Origin of the sequence: Streptomyces flaveolus (assembly GCF_014648815.1) — a bacterium.
Lineage (GTDB): Bacteria > Actinomycetota > Actinomycetes > Streptomycetales > Streptomycetaceae > Streptomyces > Streptomyces flaveolus.
In genome coordinates, this window is record NZ_BMRV01000022.1 from 1 (window position 1) to 16,198 (window position 16,198).

9 protein-coding genes are annotated in these 16,198 nt (G+C 73.1%); 1 reads left to right on the plus strand and 8 read right to left on the minus strand.

Annotation, left to right across the window (positions count from 1 at the left end; all coding sequences use genetic code 11):
* Positions 1–867: maltotransferase domain-containing protein (locus IEZ05_RS33475; protein ID WP_189234073.1), on the minus strand; the 867-nt coding region annotated here is incomplete at its 3' end.
* Positions 868–1,319: 452 nt separating this feature from the next.
* On the opposite strand from IEZ05_RS33475, the gene IEZ05_RS33480 reads away from it, so the two are divergent.
* Positions 1,320–3,938: a glycosyltransferase family 1 protein gene (locus IEZ05_RS33480; protein ID WP_189234074.1), complete on the plus strand. Its 2,619-nt coding sequence runs from the start codon at positions 1,320–1,322 to the stop codon at positions 3,936–3,938.
* A 39-nt stretch (positions 3,939–3,977) separates the two neighbouring features.
* Here the strand turns inward: IEZ05_RS33480 and IEZ05_RS33485 are convergent, their stop codons facing one another.
* The 7 genes from IEZ05_RS33485 to IEZ05_RS33515 form a co-directional block, all read right to left on the minus strand.
* A complete protein-coding gene (locus IEZ05_RS33485; protein WP_189234075.1) occupies positions 3,978–4,487 on the minus strand; it encodes a DUF1990 family protein in 510 nt (169 codons plus the stop codon).
* An 80-nt stretch (positions 4,488–4,567) separates the two neighbouring features.
* Positions 4,568–6,217 (minus strand): M4 family metallopeptidase, encoded by a 1,650-nt coding sequence (locus IEZ05_RS33490; RefSeq protein WP_189234076.1) that lies wholly within the window; start codon positions 6,215–6,217, stop codon positions 4,568–4,570.
* Between the two features lie 328 nt (positions 6,218–6,545).
* Positions 6,546–8,576 (minus strand): M4 family metallopeptidase, encoded by a 2,031-nt coding sequence (locus IEZ05_RS33495; RefSeq protein WP_189234077.1) that lies wholly within the window; start codon positions 8,574–8,576, stop codon positions 6,546–6,548.
* A gap of 297 nt (positions 8,577–8,873) precedes the next feature.
* The gene (locus tag IEZ05_RS33500) at positions 8,874–10,676 is read right to left on the minus strand and encodes an ABC transporter ATP-binding protein (protein ID WP_189234078.1); all 1,803 of its coding nucleotides are present in this window, start codon (positions 10,674–10,676) and stop codon (positions 8,874–8,876) included.
* On the minus strand, positions 10,673–12,436 hold the full coding sequence (locus IEZ05_RS33505; RefSeq protein ID WP_229869974.1) for an ABC transporter ATP-binding protein: 1,764 nt from the start codon (positions 12,434–12,436) through the stop codon (positions 10,673–10,675). The genes IEZ05_RS33500 and IEZ05_RS33505 overlap by 4 nt, the downstream gene beginning before the upstream one ends.
* A complete protein-coding gene (locus tag IEZ05_RS33510) occupies positions 12,433–14,301 on the minus strand; it encodes an ABC transporter ATP-binding protein (RefSeq protein WP_189234079.1) in 1,869 nt (622 codons plus the stop codon). Before IEZ05_RS33510 ends, IEZ05_RS33505 begins: the two co-directional genes overlap by 4 nt.
* The gene (locus IEZ05_RS33515) at positions 14,298–16,175 is read right to left on the minus strand and encodes an ABC transporter ATP-binding protein (protein WP_189234080.1); all 1,878 of its coding nucleotides are present in this window, start codon (positions 16,173–16,175) and stop codon (positions 14,298–14,300) included. The genes IEZ05_RS33510 and IEZ05_RS33515 overlap by 4 nt, the downstream gene beginning before the upstream one ends.
* Positions 16,176–16,198: the final 23 nt, after the last annotated feature.

Genomic DNA, 16,198 nt, shown 5'->3' on the forward strand with positions numbered 1-16,198 from the left:
GCGGCCCTTGCGGAAGGTGGTGCCGATGGGGTGGACCGGGGGCAGGTAGACGACGTCGAAGCCCATCGCGGCGATCGCGGGCAGCCGGCGGGCGGCGGTGCGGAAGGTTCCGTGGGGCTGGTCCTCGGTGCCCTCGGAGCGGGGGAAGAACTCGTACCAGGAGCCGTACAGGGCGCGTTCCCGCTCGACCAGCAGGGACAGCGGGTCGGAGGTGGTGACCAGCTCCCGCAGCGGATGCCGGGCCAGCACCGCGTCCACCTCCGGCGTCAACGCCGCCGCCAGCCGGGAAGCGGCCGGGCGTGTGTCGTCCCGCAGCGCGTCGACGGCGGCGAGGAGCCGGGTGCGCCCCCGGCTCTCCGGCACGTCCGCCGCGGCGCGCTCGTACAGCCGCGCGCCCTCCTCCAGGACGAGCTCCGTGTCCATGCCGGCCGGGATCTTGATCCGCGCGTGGTGCCGCCAGGTGGTGACCGGGTCACCCCACGCCTCGACGGTGTACGACCACAGGCCGGGCTCCCCGGCGCTCACCGTGGCCCCCCAGCGGTCGGTGCCCGGAGCCAGCTCCCGCATCGGCGTCCACGGGCCCGGCCGGCCCCGTGGATCTCTGAGGACGACGTTGGCCGCGACCGCGTCGTGCCCCTCCCGGAACACGGTGGCCGATATCTCGAACGCCTCGCCGGTCACGGCCTTGGCGGGGCGGCGCCCGCCCCGGACGACGGGGCGCACGTCGAGGACGGGAATGCGCCCGACGACGGTGGAGTCCTCGGCCGAGGATGGTTCCGGGGCCGGCGGCCCGGCCTCGGCCGGGCGCGCGGGGACCGCTCCGGTGCCGGGTGCGGTGGGGGATGACGAGTGGTGCGTGGCGGGCATGACCGCTCCTGTCCGCGTCAACGAGGGTGGGCGGATGACTCTGGGGAGGTGGGCCTGCGGGGCGTGCTGTGTGGGGTGTACCGCAGGAGCCTTCCCCTGCTGTTCGGGTGGGCAATCCGGCACTTTGTTAACTACTCGCGCGTATGTCGACACATGCGGCGGGTCCCGTTCGAACGCCTTCCCGCGCGTCGCTCCCGCAATCAGTGCCTCCGCGACATGTGCAGCTTTTCGTGCGGGGCGACATGTCACAAGGAGGCCGATGGGGAAAGATCCGGCCATATCGACACGCCGGTGCGTATCGGCCCGTCCGGCGTTCGAGGACGAGGCCGTTCAAGCCGATCGGGGGTTCATGGGGCGAAGCTCCCAGCGGGGGACAGAGCAACGCCGGTAACGTCATAAGCGACGAGGTAACGCACACCCCGTCCAATCGAGCGAACGCGCAGAGGTGGAGTGTGAAGGCGATCCGTCGACTGACCGTCCGTCCCGTTCTCCCCGACCCCCTGAGGCCCCTCAGCGATCTGGCCCGCAATCTGCGCTGGTCCTGGCACGCGGAGACCCGCGACCTCTTCCAGTCCGTCGACCCCGGATGCTGGGCCGAGTCCGGCCGCGACCCGGTGCGGCTGCTCGGCACCGTTCCGCCCGCGCGCCTGGCGGAGCTGGCCGAGGACCGCCGGTTCCTGCGCCGGCTGGCCGCGGTGGCCGACGACCTCGACCACTACATGACCGGCGACCGCTGGTACCAGGTCCAGCCGGGCCGACTGCCCGCCGCCGTCGCCTACTTCTCACCCGAGTTCGGCATCACCGCCGCCCTGCCCCAGTACTCCGGCGGCCTCGGCATCCTGGCCGGCGACCACCTGAAGGCGGCCAGCGACCTCGGGGTGCCGCTCGTCGGGGTCGGCCTGCTCTACCGGCACGGCTACTTCCGGCAGTCCCTGTCCCGGGACGGCTGGCAGCAGGAGCACTATCCCGTCCTCGACCCCCACGAGCTGCCGCTGGCCCTGCTCAAGGAGCCCGACGGCACCCTCGCCCGCGTCGCCCTCGCCCTGCCCGGCGGCCGGGAGCTGCGGGCCCGGATCTGGCTGGCCCAGGTCGGCCGGGTGCCGCTGCTGCTCCTCGACTCGGACGTCGAGGAGAACGACCTCGGCGAACGCGGCGTCACCGACCGGCTCTACGGCGGCGGCAGCGAACACCGGCTCCTCCAGGAGATGCTGCTCGGCATAGGAGGTGTCCGGGCGGTACGGACGTACTGCCGGCTCACCGGCCACCCCGAACCGGAGGTGTTCCACACCAACGAGGGCCACGCCGGGTTCCTGGGCCTGGAGCGCATCGCCGAACTCTGCGACCAGGGACTGGAGTTCGACTCCGCGCTGGAGGCGGTCCGGGCGGGCACCGTCTTCACCACGCACACGCCCGTCCCGGCCGGCATCGACCGCTTCGACCGCGAACTGGTCGCCCGCCACTTCGGACCCGGCGCCGAACTCCCGCGCATCGACGTCGAGCGCGTCCTGCGGCTCGGCATGGAGACCTACCCCGGCGGCGAGCCCAACCTGTTCAACATGGCCGTGATGGGCCTGCGTCTGGCCCAGCGCGCCAACGGCGTCTCCCTGCTGCACGGCGGCGTCAGCCGGGAGATGTTCTCCGGACTGTGGCCCGGCTTCGACGCCGAGGAGGTGCCGATCACCTCCGTCACCAACGGCGTGCACGCCCCGACCTGGGTCGCCCCCGAGGTGTTCCGGCTCGGCGCCCGGCAGATCGGCGTGCAGCGCGCCGAGGACGCCCTGACCGTCGGCGGCTCGGACCGTTGGGACTCCGTCGCCGACATCCCCGACCAGGACATCTGGGAGCTGCGCCGCACCCTGCGCGAGCAGCTGGTGACCGAGGTGCGCGAGCGGCTGCGCGCCTCCTGGCGGCAGCGCGGCGCGGGGACGGCCGAGCTGGGCTGGATCGACGACGTCCTCGACCCGGACGTGCTCACCATCGGATTCGCGCGGCGCGTCCCGTCGTACAAGCGCCTCACGCTGATGCTGCGCGACCGGGACCGGCTGATGGAGCTGCTGCTGCATCCCGAGCGGCCGATCCAGATCGTCGTCGCCGGCAAGGCGCACCCGGCGGACGACGGCGGCAAGCGGCTGGTGCAGGAGCTGGTGCGGTTCGCGGACGACCCGCGGGTGCGGCACCGCATCGTCTTCCTGCCCGACTACGGCATGGCGATGGCGCAGAAGCTCTACCCGGGCTGCGACATCTGGCTGAACAACCCCCTGCGCCCCCTGGAGGCGTGCGGGACCAGCGGCATGAAGGCGGCGCTCAACGGCTGCCTCAACCTGTCGGTGCTGGACGGCTGGTGGGACGAGTGGTACCAGCCGGACTTCGGCTGGGCCATCCCCACCGCCGACGGCGCCGGAACCGACGCCGACCGGCGCGACGCCATAGAGGCCGCCGCCCTCTACGACCTGCTGGAGCAGCGGATCACCCCCCGCTTCTACGAGCGGGGCGCGAGCGGGCTGCCCGACCGGTGGATCGAGATGGTCCGCAGGACCCTGAGCCTGCTCGGCCCGAAGGTGCTGGCCGGCCGCATGGTCAGGGAGTACGTCGAGCGGCTGTACGCCCCGGCGGCCGAGGCGCACCGCGCGATGGACCCGGACGCCGCCCGGGCGCTCGCCGAGTGGAAGACCCGGCTGCGGGCGGCCTGGCCCGGGGTGAGCGTCGACCACGTCGAGACGTCCGCGCCCGCCGCCACGGCGGAGCTCGGCACGACGCTCGGCCTGCGAGTGCGGGTGAACCTCGGCGACCTCGCCCCGGACGACGTGGAGGTCCAGGCGGTCTCCGGCCGGGTGGACTCCGAGGACCGCATCACGGACGCGGCGACCGTGCCGCTGAAACCGGTGGGCGGCCCCGACCTGGAGGGCCGCTGGGTGTACGAGGGCCCGCTCGCCCTGGACCGCACCGGCCCCTTCGGCTACACGGTCCGCATCCTGCCCGCGCACCGGCTGCTGGCGTCCGGTGCGGAGGCGGGGCTGGTCGCGGTGCCGTCGGACGAGCTGGGGGAGGCGGCGGGGCTGCTGATGAGGTGAGCGCCCCCGGGAGCGCCCGGGGCGGCGGCGGGGCGGGGGTCAGTCCTCGTCCTCGCCGCCGCTCAGCCGCCGCAGGACGGTGCCGCAGCGGCGGGCGTAGGCGTGCTGGAATCCCCGGGTCGCCGGTCCGCCCGCCTTCGCGTACCACTTGGCCGGGCGGCTGAACGCGGTCACGGTCAGCCAGACCGTGCCGTCGCCGGTGCGGTCCACGACGAAGGCCTCCTCGCCGGACTCGGGATGGCCGGGCAGGGTGCCGTACGCCCAGCCGGCCCGGCGGTGCTCCTCCAGCGTCCACACCACCCGGCAGGGCGCCTTGATCATCCCGGCGAGGGTGACGGTGACGTCGACGCCGGGTGCGGCACGGTCCGCGCTCGCGTCGATGCCGACGCCCATCGCCCGGTGCATCTCCCAGGTGAGCACGGCCTCGGCCGCCCGCCGGAACACCGGCTCGCCCTCCCCGAGGCGCGTGCGTACGTGCATGGGGCGGAAGCCGGGCGGGCAGTGGTCCTGCTCGCGGGTGGCGCCGACGTCGTCGTACGTGAAGGACATGGGCACCAAGAGTAGGGCGGCACCCGGGAACCAGTGGTTCCGGGTGCCGCCCGTGGTGCCGGTGCTCGTGCCGGTACCGGTCAGCTCACGTTGACCGCGGTCCAGGCCGCGGCCACCGCCTTGTACTCGGTGCTGGTCGAGCCGTACAGGGCCGAGGCCGCGTTCAGGGTCGCCGTGCGGGCGGCCTTGTAGTTGGTCGTCGACGTCATGTACGTGGTCAGCGCCTTGTACCAGATCTGCAGCGCCTTGGCGCGGCCGATGCCGGTGACGGTGGAGCCGTTGTACGTCGGGGAGTTGTAGCTGACCCCGTCCACGGTCTTCGCTCCGCTGCCCTCGGCGAGCAGGAAGAAGAAGTGGTTCGCCGGGCCCGACGAGTAGTGCACGTCGACGCTGCCGAGGCTGGAGGACCAGTAGTCCTTGGACGCGCCGTCCTTGCTGGGCTTGTCCATGTAGCGCAGCGGGGTGCCGTCGCCGTTGATGTCGATCTTCTCGCCGATGAGGTAGTCGCCCTTGTCGGCGGAGTTGGCCGCGTAGTACTCCACGCCGGTGCCGAAGATGTCGCTGGTCGCCTCGTTGAGGCCGCCGGACTCGCCGCTGTAGTTGAGGCCCGCGGTGTTGGAGGTGACGCCGTGGCTCATCTCGTGCCCGGCCACGTCCAGCGAGGTCAGCGGGCTGGTGTTGCCGTAGCCGTCGCCGTAGGTCATGCAGAAGCAGCTGTCGGACCAGAAGGCGTTGACGTACTGGTTGCCGTAGTGGACCCGGGAGTAGGCGGCCTTGCCGTCGTTCTTGATGCCGTTGCGGCCGAAGGTGTTCTTGTAGAAGTCCCAGGTGACCTGCGCGCCGTAGGCGGCGTCCACGGCGGCCGTCTGGTCGGTGGAGGAGCTGGAGGCGGTGCCGGTGCCCCACACGTCGTCGGCGTCGGTGAACAGGGTGCCGGTGCCGGAGGTCTTGCGGGCCAGGTTGTACGTCTTGTGGCCGCCGCGTCCCGTGTCGTACAGCTGGTACGTCGTGCCCGACTTGTAGGTGCCGAGGGTGACCGTGCCCGAGTACAGGCTCTTGCCGGAGCCCGTCTCGATGCCCTGGTACTCGTGCAGCTTGGCGCCGGTGGCGGCGTCGGTGATGACGTGCAGCTCGTTGGGGGTGCCGTCGTCCTGGAGGCCGCCGACGACGGTCTCGTAGGCGAGGACCGGCTTGCCGTCGGCCGCCCAGATCACCTTGCGGGGCGCGGAGTCGGCCGCGGTCTTCGACGACCCGGCGTCCTTCGCGGCGACCAGCGCCTGCTGCTCGGCCCTGTCCGCGGCGATCTTCGGCGTCACGGTGGCGACCTTGATGGCGGCGTTCGTCGCTCTGGTCACGCCCTGGGTGGCGCCGGACTTCGCCTGGTGCACGACGAGGTCGCCGCCGAGGACGGGCAGCCCCTCGTAGGTGCGCTCGTAGCGGGTGTGGACGGTGCCGTCGACGTCCCGGACGACGTCCTTGACGACGAGCTTCTCCTTCGCGCCGAGGCCTATCTGCTGGGCCGTCGCGGCAGCGGAGTGCTGCTGCTCCTGGATGAGCGCGGTGCGGGCGGAGTCCGACAGCAGCACCGGGGCGCCCGGCAGGGCCCGCGGCGCGGAGGTGTCGGCGGTGGCGCTGCCGGCGGTCAGGCCGGTGGTGAGCAGGGCGCCGGCCGCGACGGCGGTGGCGACGGCCAGCGTGCTGCGCTTGTGGCGAGCGAAGAGGGAGGACACACAAGCTCCTTCGGTGGGGGAGTCCGGTCGGCGTGGGGTGGCCGGCCGGCGTTGACTGCGAAGTTGTGCGGCGGGTGAGGGAAGAGTGGCACCCGTGCCGCGTACATGTCAGGAGGGTCGAATGATGTTGGCCGGAAATCGACGTCCGGGTGAATGTTGCGGAAACGTGAACCCGTGTGACCTCGGCAAAACCGCAACCCCGTCCGCGTATGGGCTTGGCAAAAAGAGGGCGGTCGTGGGGAGGGCGCCGCCCCCGGGAGTCGAACCTCCGGGGACGGCGCCCTGACTGTGGCGGGACCGGTGCGGACCCGCGGACGGGCCGGCGGGCCTACGGGAAGGTGAGGCGCCAGGCGTCGATGTAGCCGGTGTCCGCCGGGCCCAGGTCCTGGACACGCAGCTTCCAGGTGCCGTTGGCCGTTTCCGACGAGGCGTTGACCGTGTAGGTCTCGTGCACGTCCGCCGCCGGGTCGTAGCCGCTGCTCTTCAGGCGGTACGTCGACCCGTCCGGGGCGACCAGGTCGATCTGCAGGTCACCGCGCCAGGTGTGCACGATGTCCACGCCCACCTGGAGGTTGCTCGGCGCGTTGCCGGTGCGGCCGGAGACCGTGATCGAGGAGGTCACCGCGGACCCGTAGTCGGGGATGTTCACGTTGGCGGTGTTCTCGACGGTCGTGCCGCCACCACCGCCACCGCCGCCCGAGCGCGAGCCGACGTTGATGGCCGCCCACGCGTCCTGGACCGCCTTGTACTCGGCGCTGTCGGTGCCGTACAGCTCACCGGTCGCCGCGAGGGTGCCGGTACGGGCGCCCGCGTAGTTGGTGGTCGACGTGAACTTCGTGGTCAGCGCGCGGAACCAGATCTTCTCCGCCTTGGCGCGGCCGATGCCGGTGACCGGAAGACCGTCCGAGGTGGGCGAGTTGTAGGTGACACCGTTGATGGTCTTGGTGCCGCTGCCCTCGCTCAGCAGGTAGAAGAAGTGGTTCGCCGGTCCCGACGAGTAGTGGACGTCGATCCCGCCGAGGCCGGAGTACCAGGAGTCCTTGGACGCGCCGTCCTTGCTCGGCTTGTCCATGTAGCGCAGCGGGCTGCCGTCCCCGTTGATGTCGATCTCCTCGCCGATGAGGTAGTCACCGACGTCCGAGGAGTTGTTCGCGTAGAACTCGACCGAGGAGCCGAAGATGTCCGAGGTGGCCTCGTTCAGACCGCCGGACTCGCCGCTGTAGTTGAGGCCCGCGGTGTTGGAGGTGATGCCGTGGGTCATCTCGTGCGCGGCCACGTCGATGGACGTCAGCGGGTGGGTGTTGCCCGAACCGTCGCCGTACGTCATGCAGAAGCAGCTGTCCGACCAGAAGGCGTTGACGTAGTTGTTGCCGTAGTGGACCCGGGAGTACGCGCCCACGCCGTCACCGCGGATGCCGGAGCGGCCCTGGACGTTCTTGTAGTAGTCCCAGGTCAGCGCGGCGCCGTAGTGGGCGTCGGCGGCGGCGGTCTCCGTGTTGGACGCGCTGCCGTTGCCCCACGTGTCGTCGGGGCCGGAGAAGAGCGTGCCGGTGCCGGAGGTGCCGCGGTTGAGGTTGTACGTCTTGTGGTTGCCGCGCGCCGTGTCGGTCAGCGTGTACGACGACCCGGACTGCGCGGTGCCCAGCGTCACCGTGCCGCTGTACATGGTGTTGCCGGTGCCCTCGTGGATCGCCTGGTACTCGTACAGCTTGGCGCCGGTGGCCGCGTCGGTGACGACGTGCAGCTCGTTCGGCGTGCCGTCCTCCTGGAGGCCGCCCACGACCGTCTCGTACGCCAGGACCGGCGTGCCGTTGCCCGCCCAGATGACCTTGCGCGGGGCGCGGTCGGCGTCCGGCTGCTCGGCTCCGGCGGCCTTCGCGGCGGAGACCGCCTGCTGCTCGGCCTTCGCGGCGGTGATCTTCGGCGTCACGGTGGCCGGCTTGATGGCCTTGGCCGTGGCCTTCACGACCTTCTCGGTCTTCCCGGACGCGGCGGTGGTGACGACGAGGTCGCCGCCGAGGACGGGCAGCCCGTCGTAGGTCCGCTCGTAGCGGGTGTGCAGCGTGCCGTCGCGGTCCTTGACCACGTCCCGGACGACCAGCTTCTCCTTGGCGCCCAGGCCGAGGTCCTCGGCCGTCTCCGCCTTGGCGGCGTTGGCGTCCCGGATCAGCTCCGCGCGCTGGGCCGGGGTGAGTTTGACGGACTCGGCGCCCGGCGCGGGGGCCGGCCGCGGGGCGGCGGTGGCGCCGCCGGCCTGGAAGGCCGTGGCGATCAGCGCGGCGACACCGGCGAGGGCGACGCCCGCCGCGCGGCGGTGCGTGGTGTGGGAGGTGCGTCTGTGGGGAGTGTTGTTGCTCAACACTGACTCCTTCTGCGTGGCCGCGGGTCGCGCGGCCAGGGGAGACCGGACGGCGGGTGGGCCGGCCGGGCAGAGCTAGGCGGTACGCAGAAACCACGTGCAAGGAGCTGGCCGCGGCACAGCACTGATGAGGAAGCTGTGGGGACGCTGTGGAGCGGCCGTGGGAAGAGTGGCAGGAGATCTCGACCCTTGTCAGGACCGCGTCAGTAAGTTGGCCGGAAATCGTTCGTTGTCCGGGCGTTCATGTTCGATATACGGATTGGTTGCCGTGAGGGTCCGTACTGACTGCCCGCTCAGTCAGCCGGCCGCCGCCGCACCGCCGGCGGAGGGGTCCCGGCGGGCCTCTCCGTGCCAGGACCCCCACAGCGCCGCATAGGCTCCACCGGCCGCCACCAGCTCGTCGTGCGTGCCGAGTTCGGTCAGCCGGCCGTCCTCCATCACGGCCACGCGGTCGGCGTCGTGCGCGGTGTGCAGCCGGTGCGCGATGGCGATGACCGTACGGCCTTCCAGCACGGCGGCGAGCGCGCGCTCGGTGTGCCGGGCCGTGGTCGGGTCCAGCAGGGCGGTGGCCTCGTCCAGGATCAGCGTGTGCGGGTCGGCCAGTACCACCCGGGCGAGGGCGAGCTGCTGGGCCCGGGAGCCGTCGGCGCGGCTGCCGTCGCCGCCCAGCTCGGTGCCCAGGCCGTCCGGCAGCTCCCGCACCCACTCCTCGGCGCCGACCGCGCGGAGGGCGGCCCACAACGCGTCGTCGAACGCGTCCGGTTCGGCGATGAGCAGATTGTCGCGAACCGTGCCCAGGAAGACGTGGTGCTCCTGGGTGACCAGCACGACCTGACGGCGCAGCCGCTCCGGAGCGAGCGCGACCACGGGCACCCCGCCCACCGTCACCGAGCCCTCGTCCGGCGCGTCGACCCCCGCGAGCAGCCGGCTCAGCGTGGTCTTGCCCGCCCCGGACGGCCCGACGACGGCCAGCCGCTCACCCGGCCGCACGGTCAGGTCCACGCCGCGCAGCACCTCGCCGCCCCGGTCGTACGCGTAGCGCACCCCGGACACGTCGATGCGGTCGTCCGCCGGCACCGCCGCGTCGTCCGCCGCGGCCCGCGGAGCCAGCGCGAGCCCTTCCACCCGGGCGAAGGAGGCGCCGCTGCGCTGGAGTTCCTCGAACCGCATCAGCACCTCGTCGAGCGGCACCGTCAGCTGCTGGAGATACAGCGCACAGGCCACCACGGCGCCCACGCTCACCATCCCGTGCGCGTGGAGGAACCCACCCGTCAGCAGCACGCCCGCCACGGGCACCACGTACGACACCTCGACCACCGGGAAGAGCACGCTGCGCAGATACAGCGTGTGGAACCGGGCGCGCCGCGAGACCGCCAGCGCCCGGCGGCTCGCCTCGACCCGCTGCCCGGCCAGCCGGAAGGCCTCGATCGTGCGGGCGCCCGCCACCGTCGAGGCGACGATCTCGGCGACGTCCGAATTGGCCGCACCCTCGGCGAGATAGCCGTCGCGGGCGTGGCGCAGATACCAGCGCAGCGCCCACCGGATCGGCATCAGCAGCACCAGCGCGACGGCGCCGAGCGGCGGGGAGAGCACGAACAGCGCGACGGAGAGGAACAGCGTCTGCACGGCGTTGACCAGCAGGTCCGGGCCGGCGTCGCGCAGCGTGGTCCCGACGGTGGTCACGTCGGCCGTGCCCCGCGTCGTCAGGTCCCCGGTGCCCGCCCGTTCCACCACGGACGCGGGCAGCGCCAGCGCCCGGTCCACGAACCGCTCCCGCACCCGGGCCAGCGTCCGCTCACCGAAGCGGTGCCCCACGTACCGGGCCCAGCGGGCCAGCAGCAACTGGGCCGCCGAGCACACCAGGATGGCGAGCGCCATCCGGTCCACGGCGTCCACCCCGCCCCCGGCCCGCACCTCGTCGACGATCCGGCCCAGCAGCCACGGCCCGGCGAGCCCGGCCAGGGCCGCCAGCGCGTTCAGGCCGAGCAGCGCGGCGAACGCCCGCCCGTCGGCGCGCACCAGGCCGGCCATCGCCCGTCGGACGGCGGCGCGCTCGGCGACGGGGAGCCGGCCCGGCGTCCCCTGCTCCGGCGAGGTCATCGCACGGCCTCCTCTTCCTCGGCGTCCCGCGCGACCAGCTCCCGGTAGCCCGGCTCGGCGTCGAGCAGTTCCCGGTGGCTTCCGCAGGCCGCGACCTTGCCGTCGACGAGGTAGTGCACGACGTCCGCCCGGTCGAGCACCAGCGGCGACGTGCAGGCCAGTACGGTCGTACGGCCCGCGCGCGCCGCCCGCAGCCGGTCCGCCACCGCCGCCTCGGTGTGGGCGTCCAGGGCCGACGTCGGTTCCACGGCCAGCAGCACCTCCGGCTCCGCGGCCAGGGCCCGCGCCAGCCGCACCCGCTGCCGCTGGCCGCCCGACAGATCGCGGCCCTGTGCGGCGACGGCCGTGTCCAGCCCTTCGGGCAGGCCTCGGACGATGTCGTCGGCGGCGGCCGCGCCGACGGCCCGGGACAGGTGGCCCTCCGTGGGCACGCCCCGCGCGCGCGGTCCGGCGGCGCCGATCACCTCGCGCAGGGTGCCCGCGAACAGGTCGGCCTCCGCCTCCGCCACCAGGATGCGCTCCCGTACCTGCGTCAGCGGTATGCCCGCCAGCGGGACGTCACCCCACGTGACGTCGGAGGGGGCGTACCGGCCGAGGCGGTCGATCACGGCGGCCGCGTCGGCCGGCCGGGCCCCGGCCAGCACGGTCAGCCGCCCCGGCGGCACCCGCACCCCGGACGCCGGGTCGTACAGCACCGCCGGCTCCGCCGGGGCGTCGCACGTGCCCTCGTCCGGCTCGGCCTCCAGCCGCAGGAACGCGACCACGCGGCGGGCGGCCACCACGCCCCGGCTCAGCTGGTGGCTCATCTCGATCAGGAACGCCACCGGCCAGCCCAGCGCCACGACATAGCCGTACACCGACACCAGCTCGCCCACGCTGATCTCGCCGCGCGCGGCCAGCCGGGCGCCCAGCCAGGTCACCAGCCCCAGGAACAGCATCGGCAGCCCCACCCCGATGGCCTGGATCCAGCTGGTCACCGCCCCGACCCGGTACCCCTGCTCGCGCAGCCGCGCCGAGTCCCGCCGGAAGGCGTCCGCGACCAGGTTCTTGCCGCCCAGCCCGTTCAGCACCCGCAGCCCGCCCGCCAGGTCGCCGATCCGCGCCGTCAGCACGCCCTGCCGCTCCCGGTACTCGGTCTCCCGGCCCTGCAACCGGCCCATCAGCGGCCCCAGCAGCACTCCGAGGGCCGGTACGCCGAGCAGCACCACCAGGGCCAGCTGCGCCGACACCGACAGCATCAGACCGCCGACCGCCGCGTACGCGACGATCGCCCCGACACCGGGCCCGACCGCCGTCAGCGACTGGCTGATCGTCTGCACGTCGCCCACCCCGATGGTGACGACCTCACCGGTCCCCACCTGCCGCCGCAGCGCCGCGCCGAGCCGTGTCGCGTGCCCGACGACGACCTTGACCGTGCGGAAGTTGGCGTCCATCCGGACCCGCGTCATCGTGCGGTGCCGCAGGATGCCCAGCCAGGCGTTGACCACCCCCGCCGCGGCCAGCGCACCCGTCCAGCCCGCCAGCGCGCCCAGGTCACCGGGCTCCAGCCCGTGGTCGACCGCCCGGGCCATCAGGTACGGCGTCGCCGCCAGCAGCACCATCCAGGCGCTGGCGAGCACCGCCCCCGCCGCACAGCGCCGCCACTGCCGCCCGACCAGCCACCACAGATACCGCCAGCCGCCCCGGCGGTCGGGCGTGCCGGGATCCTCGTACGCGTCGATCGAGGCGCCGCCCGTCCGCCACCCCCCGGCCCCGCTCACGCGAGACTGTCCCGCCACGCCCGGTGCAGGTCCGCGAACCGCCCCGTCCCCGCGATCAGTTCGGCCGGGGCGCCGTCCTCCACGATCCGGCCGTGCTCCATCACCAGCACCCGGTCGGCGATCTCCACCGTCGACAGCCGGTGCGCGATCACCACCGCCGTACGGCCCTTCAGCACCGTCGCCATGGCCCGCTGCACCGCCCGCTCACCGGGGACGTCCAGCGAGCTGGTCGCCTCGTCCAGGATCAGCACCGCCGGGTCGGCGAGCAACGCCCGCGCGAACGCCACCAGTTGCCGCTGCCCGGCGGAGATCCGGCCACCCCGCTTGCGGACGTCGGTGTCGTAGCCGTCGGGCAGCGCGGCGATGAAGTCGTGGGCGCCGATCGCCTTCGCGGCCCGCTCGATCTCCTCCCGCGTCGCCTCCGGACGCCCGATGGCGATGTTCTCGGCGACCGTGCCGGAGAACAGGAACGCCTCCTGCGTCACCATCACCACCCCGCGCCGCAGTTCGGGCACGGCGAGGTCGCGCAGGTCGGTGCCGTCGAGCAGGACCCGCCCGTCGGAGGGGTCGTAGAACCGGGCGAGCAGCTTGGCCAGCGTCGACTTGCCCGCGCCCGTCGAGCCGACCACGGCGACGGTCTGCCCGGCCGGGATCGTCAGGTCGAAGCGGGGCAGCACCTCACCGCCGGTGCGGTAGCCGAAGCGGACCCCGTCGAAGACGACCTCGCGCCCGGGATGTTCCGACACCGGCGGCGGCAGCTCCCTCGGCGTCGCCGGCTCGGGCACGGACGGCGTCTGGGCCAGCAGCCCGGCGATCTTCTCCAGCGAGGCCGCCGCCGACTGGTAGGAGTTCAGGAACATGCCGAGCCGGTCGATCGGGTCGTACAGCCGGCGCAGATACAGCACCGCCGCCGCCAGCACACCGAGCGCCAGCGTGCCGTCCGCGACCCGGTAGGCACCCCACAGCACGATTCCCGCGACGGCCGTGTTGGCGACCAGCCGGGAGCCGACGACGTAACGGGCCATCTCCAGCAGCGCGTCGCCGTTGGTCCGCTCGTGCCGCCGGTTCAGCACGGCGAAGTCGGCGTCGTTGGCGGCCTCCCGGCGGAAGGCGCGCACCGGGCGGATGCCGTTCATCGTCTCCACGAACTTCACGATCACCGCCGCGATCGCCGTGGACCGCTGCCGGTACACGCGCCCCGCGCGCCGCTGGTACATCCGCACCAGCCCGTACAGCGGCACGAACGAGGCCACCGCTACCGCGCCGAGGCCGAGGTCCAGCCACAGCAGCATCACCGAGATGTAGACGAAGGACAGGATGACCGTGATCAGCTCCTGCAGCCCCTCGCTGAGCAGCTCCCGCAGCGACTCGACGTCCGTGGTGGAGCGGGAGATGAGCCGCCCCGACGTGTAGCGCTCGTGGAAGTCGACGCTGAGCGCCTGCGCGTGCCGGAAGATCCGGCCCCTCAGGTCCAGCAGCACGTCCTGGTTGACGCGGGCGGACGCGGCGATGAACGCGTACTGCAGGGCGCCGGCGGTCAGCGAGCACAGCAGGTATCCGGCACCGACCGCGATCAGCGGCCCGTGGTCGTGGTCGCGGAAGGCCGGCACAGCACGGTCGATGGCGTACGCCACCAGGAGCGGTCCCGCCTGCACGGCCGCCTGCTGGAGCAGCAGGAGCAGGACCGTGACCGCGACACGGACCCGCAGGGGCGCCAGCAGCGAGCGCAGCAGGGCCGCCGTGGCGCCCGGCGGGCTGGGCAGGACGTCGCGGTCGAAGTCGTCGCCGGTGTGCTCCGCGCCCTGGGACCGGGGCGGATCCTCCGCTTCGCCGGGAGCGGGCGGGGACGTGAGGGGGGCCGTCATAGCCGGTCTTCCTCCTGTTCGCCCGCGCCGGACATCAGATGGGCGTACTCGGCGTTCGTGCGCAGCAGTTCGTGGTGGGTGCCGACGGCGGCGATCCGGCCCCGGGACAGCAGGGCCACCCGGTCGGCGAGCAGGACCGTGGAAGGGCGGTGCGCGACGATCAACGCGGTGGTGTCCGCGAGCACCCTGCGCAGGGCGGCCTCGACGGCGGCCTCCGTGTGCACGTCCAGGGCGGACAGCGGGTCGTCGAGGACGAGGAACCTCGGTCCTCCGACCACGGCCCGGGCGAGCGCGAGGCGCTGCCGCTGCCCGCCGGACAGGCTGAGGCCCTGCTCGCCGACCTGGGTGTCGGTGCCCTGCGGCAGGGCGTGCGCGAAGTCGGCCTGCGCGACGGCGAGCGCCCGCCCCAGCGCGTCGGGGCCGGCGCCCTCACCGGCCCCCATCAGCACGTTCTCGCCGACGCTCGCCGAGAAGAGCGTGGGCTCCTCGAAGGCCACGGCGACCAGGGCGCGCAGCTCCTCGCGGGGCAGGTCGGCGATGTCCTGGCCGTCCAGCGTGATCCGTCCCTCGGTCACCTCGTGCAGCCGGGGGATCAACGCGGTCAGGGTCGTCTTCCCGCTGCCGGTCGCACCGACGAGGGCCATGGACTCACCGGGCCGGATGTGCAGGTCGACCCGGTCGAGCAGGGGCGGGGAATCGGGAGGCGCGTCGGGATACCGGAAGCGAACCCCTTCGAACCGCAACCCGCCCGCTCTCGCGGTAGCTGCGGGCAGTCGTGTCTCCCCCAGTGCCTGGGAGGCACCCCGTGGCGCCGGGCCGCGGTCCTTGCCCCCCGGCACCGAGGCAGGGCCACCGACAACCCCCGGCGCCTCGACCTCCGCGTCCATCACCTCGAAGTACCGGTCCGTCGCCGTCGCCGCCTCCTGGCTCATCGCCAGCAGGAACCCGATGGACTCCACCGGCCACCGCAGCGCCAGCGCCGTCGACAGGAACGCCACCAGCGTCCCCGCCGACAACGCGCCGTCCGCCACCTGTACCGCCCCGACCACCAGCGCCGCACCGATCGCCAGCTCCGGCAGCGTCACGATGACCGCCCAGATGGCCGCCAGCAGCCGCGCCTTGCGCAGCTCCGTCCCCCGCAGCGTGTGCGACAGCTCGTGGAAGGCGCGGGCCTGACTGCGGTGCCGCCCGAAGCCCTTGATGATGCGGATGCCGAGCACGCTCTCCTCGACCACGGTCGTCAGGTCCCCGACCTGGTCCTGCGCGCGCCGCGCCACCTCGGAGTACTTCTTCTCGAAGACCGCGCAGGTGATCATCACGGGGATGGCCGGTCCGAGGACGACCAGCCCCAGCGTCCAGTCCTGCACCAGCATGATGCCCACGCCGACCAGGATCGTGACACCGTTGACCAGCAGGAACGTCAGGGGGAAGGCGAGGAACATGCGCAGCAGCATCAGATCCGTCGTCCCGCGCGACAGCAACTGGCCCGAGGCCCACCGGTCGTGGAAGGCGACCGGCAGCCGCTGCAGATGCCGGTACAGATCCGCCCGCATCCCCGCCTCGACGCCCGCCAGCGGCCGGGCCACCAGCCAGCGCCGCAGCCCGAACAGCAGCGCCTCCGCCAGTCCCAGGAGCAGCAGGTACAGCGCGCCGAGCCACACGCCCGCCGGGTCCCGGTCGGCGACCGGCCCGTCCACCATCCACTTCAGGACGAGCGGGATCACCAGCCCCACGCAGGAGGCGAGGATCGCGACGAACGCGGCGGTGGACAGCCGCGCCCGCACGGGGCGGACGTACGGCCACAGCCGCAGCAGGGAACGCACGGCGGAACGCTTGCCGACGGAGTCCGGGGCGGGGGCAGGTGTCGTGGGCATCAGCAGCGAGCCTACGGTTCACC

Excerpts from the sequence above, each read along its gene's own strand:
- IEZ05_RS33485 (WP_189234075.1), bottom strand. The coding sequence starts at position 4,487 with ATGTCCTTCACGTACGACGACGTCGGCGCCACCCGCGAGCAGGACCAC.
- IEZ05_RS33500 (WP_189234078.1), bottom strand. The coding sequence starts at position 10,676 with ATGACCTCGCCGGAGCAGGGGACGCCGGGCCGGCTCCCCGTCGCCGAG.
- IEZ05_RS33510 (WP_189234079.1), bottom strand. The coding sequence starts at position 14,301 with ATGACGGCCCCCCTCACGTCCCCGCCCGCTCCCGGCGAAGCGGAGGAT.
- IEZ05_RS33515 (WP_189234080.1), bottom strand. The coding sequence starts at position 16,175 with ATGCCCACGACACCTGCCCCCGCCCCGGACTCCGTCGGCAAGCGTTCC.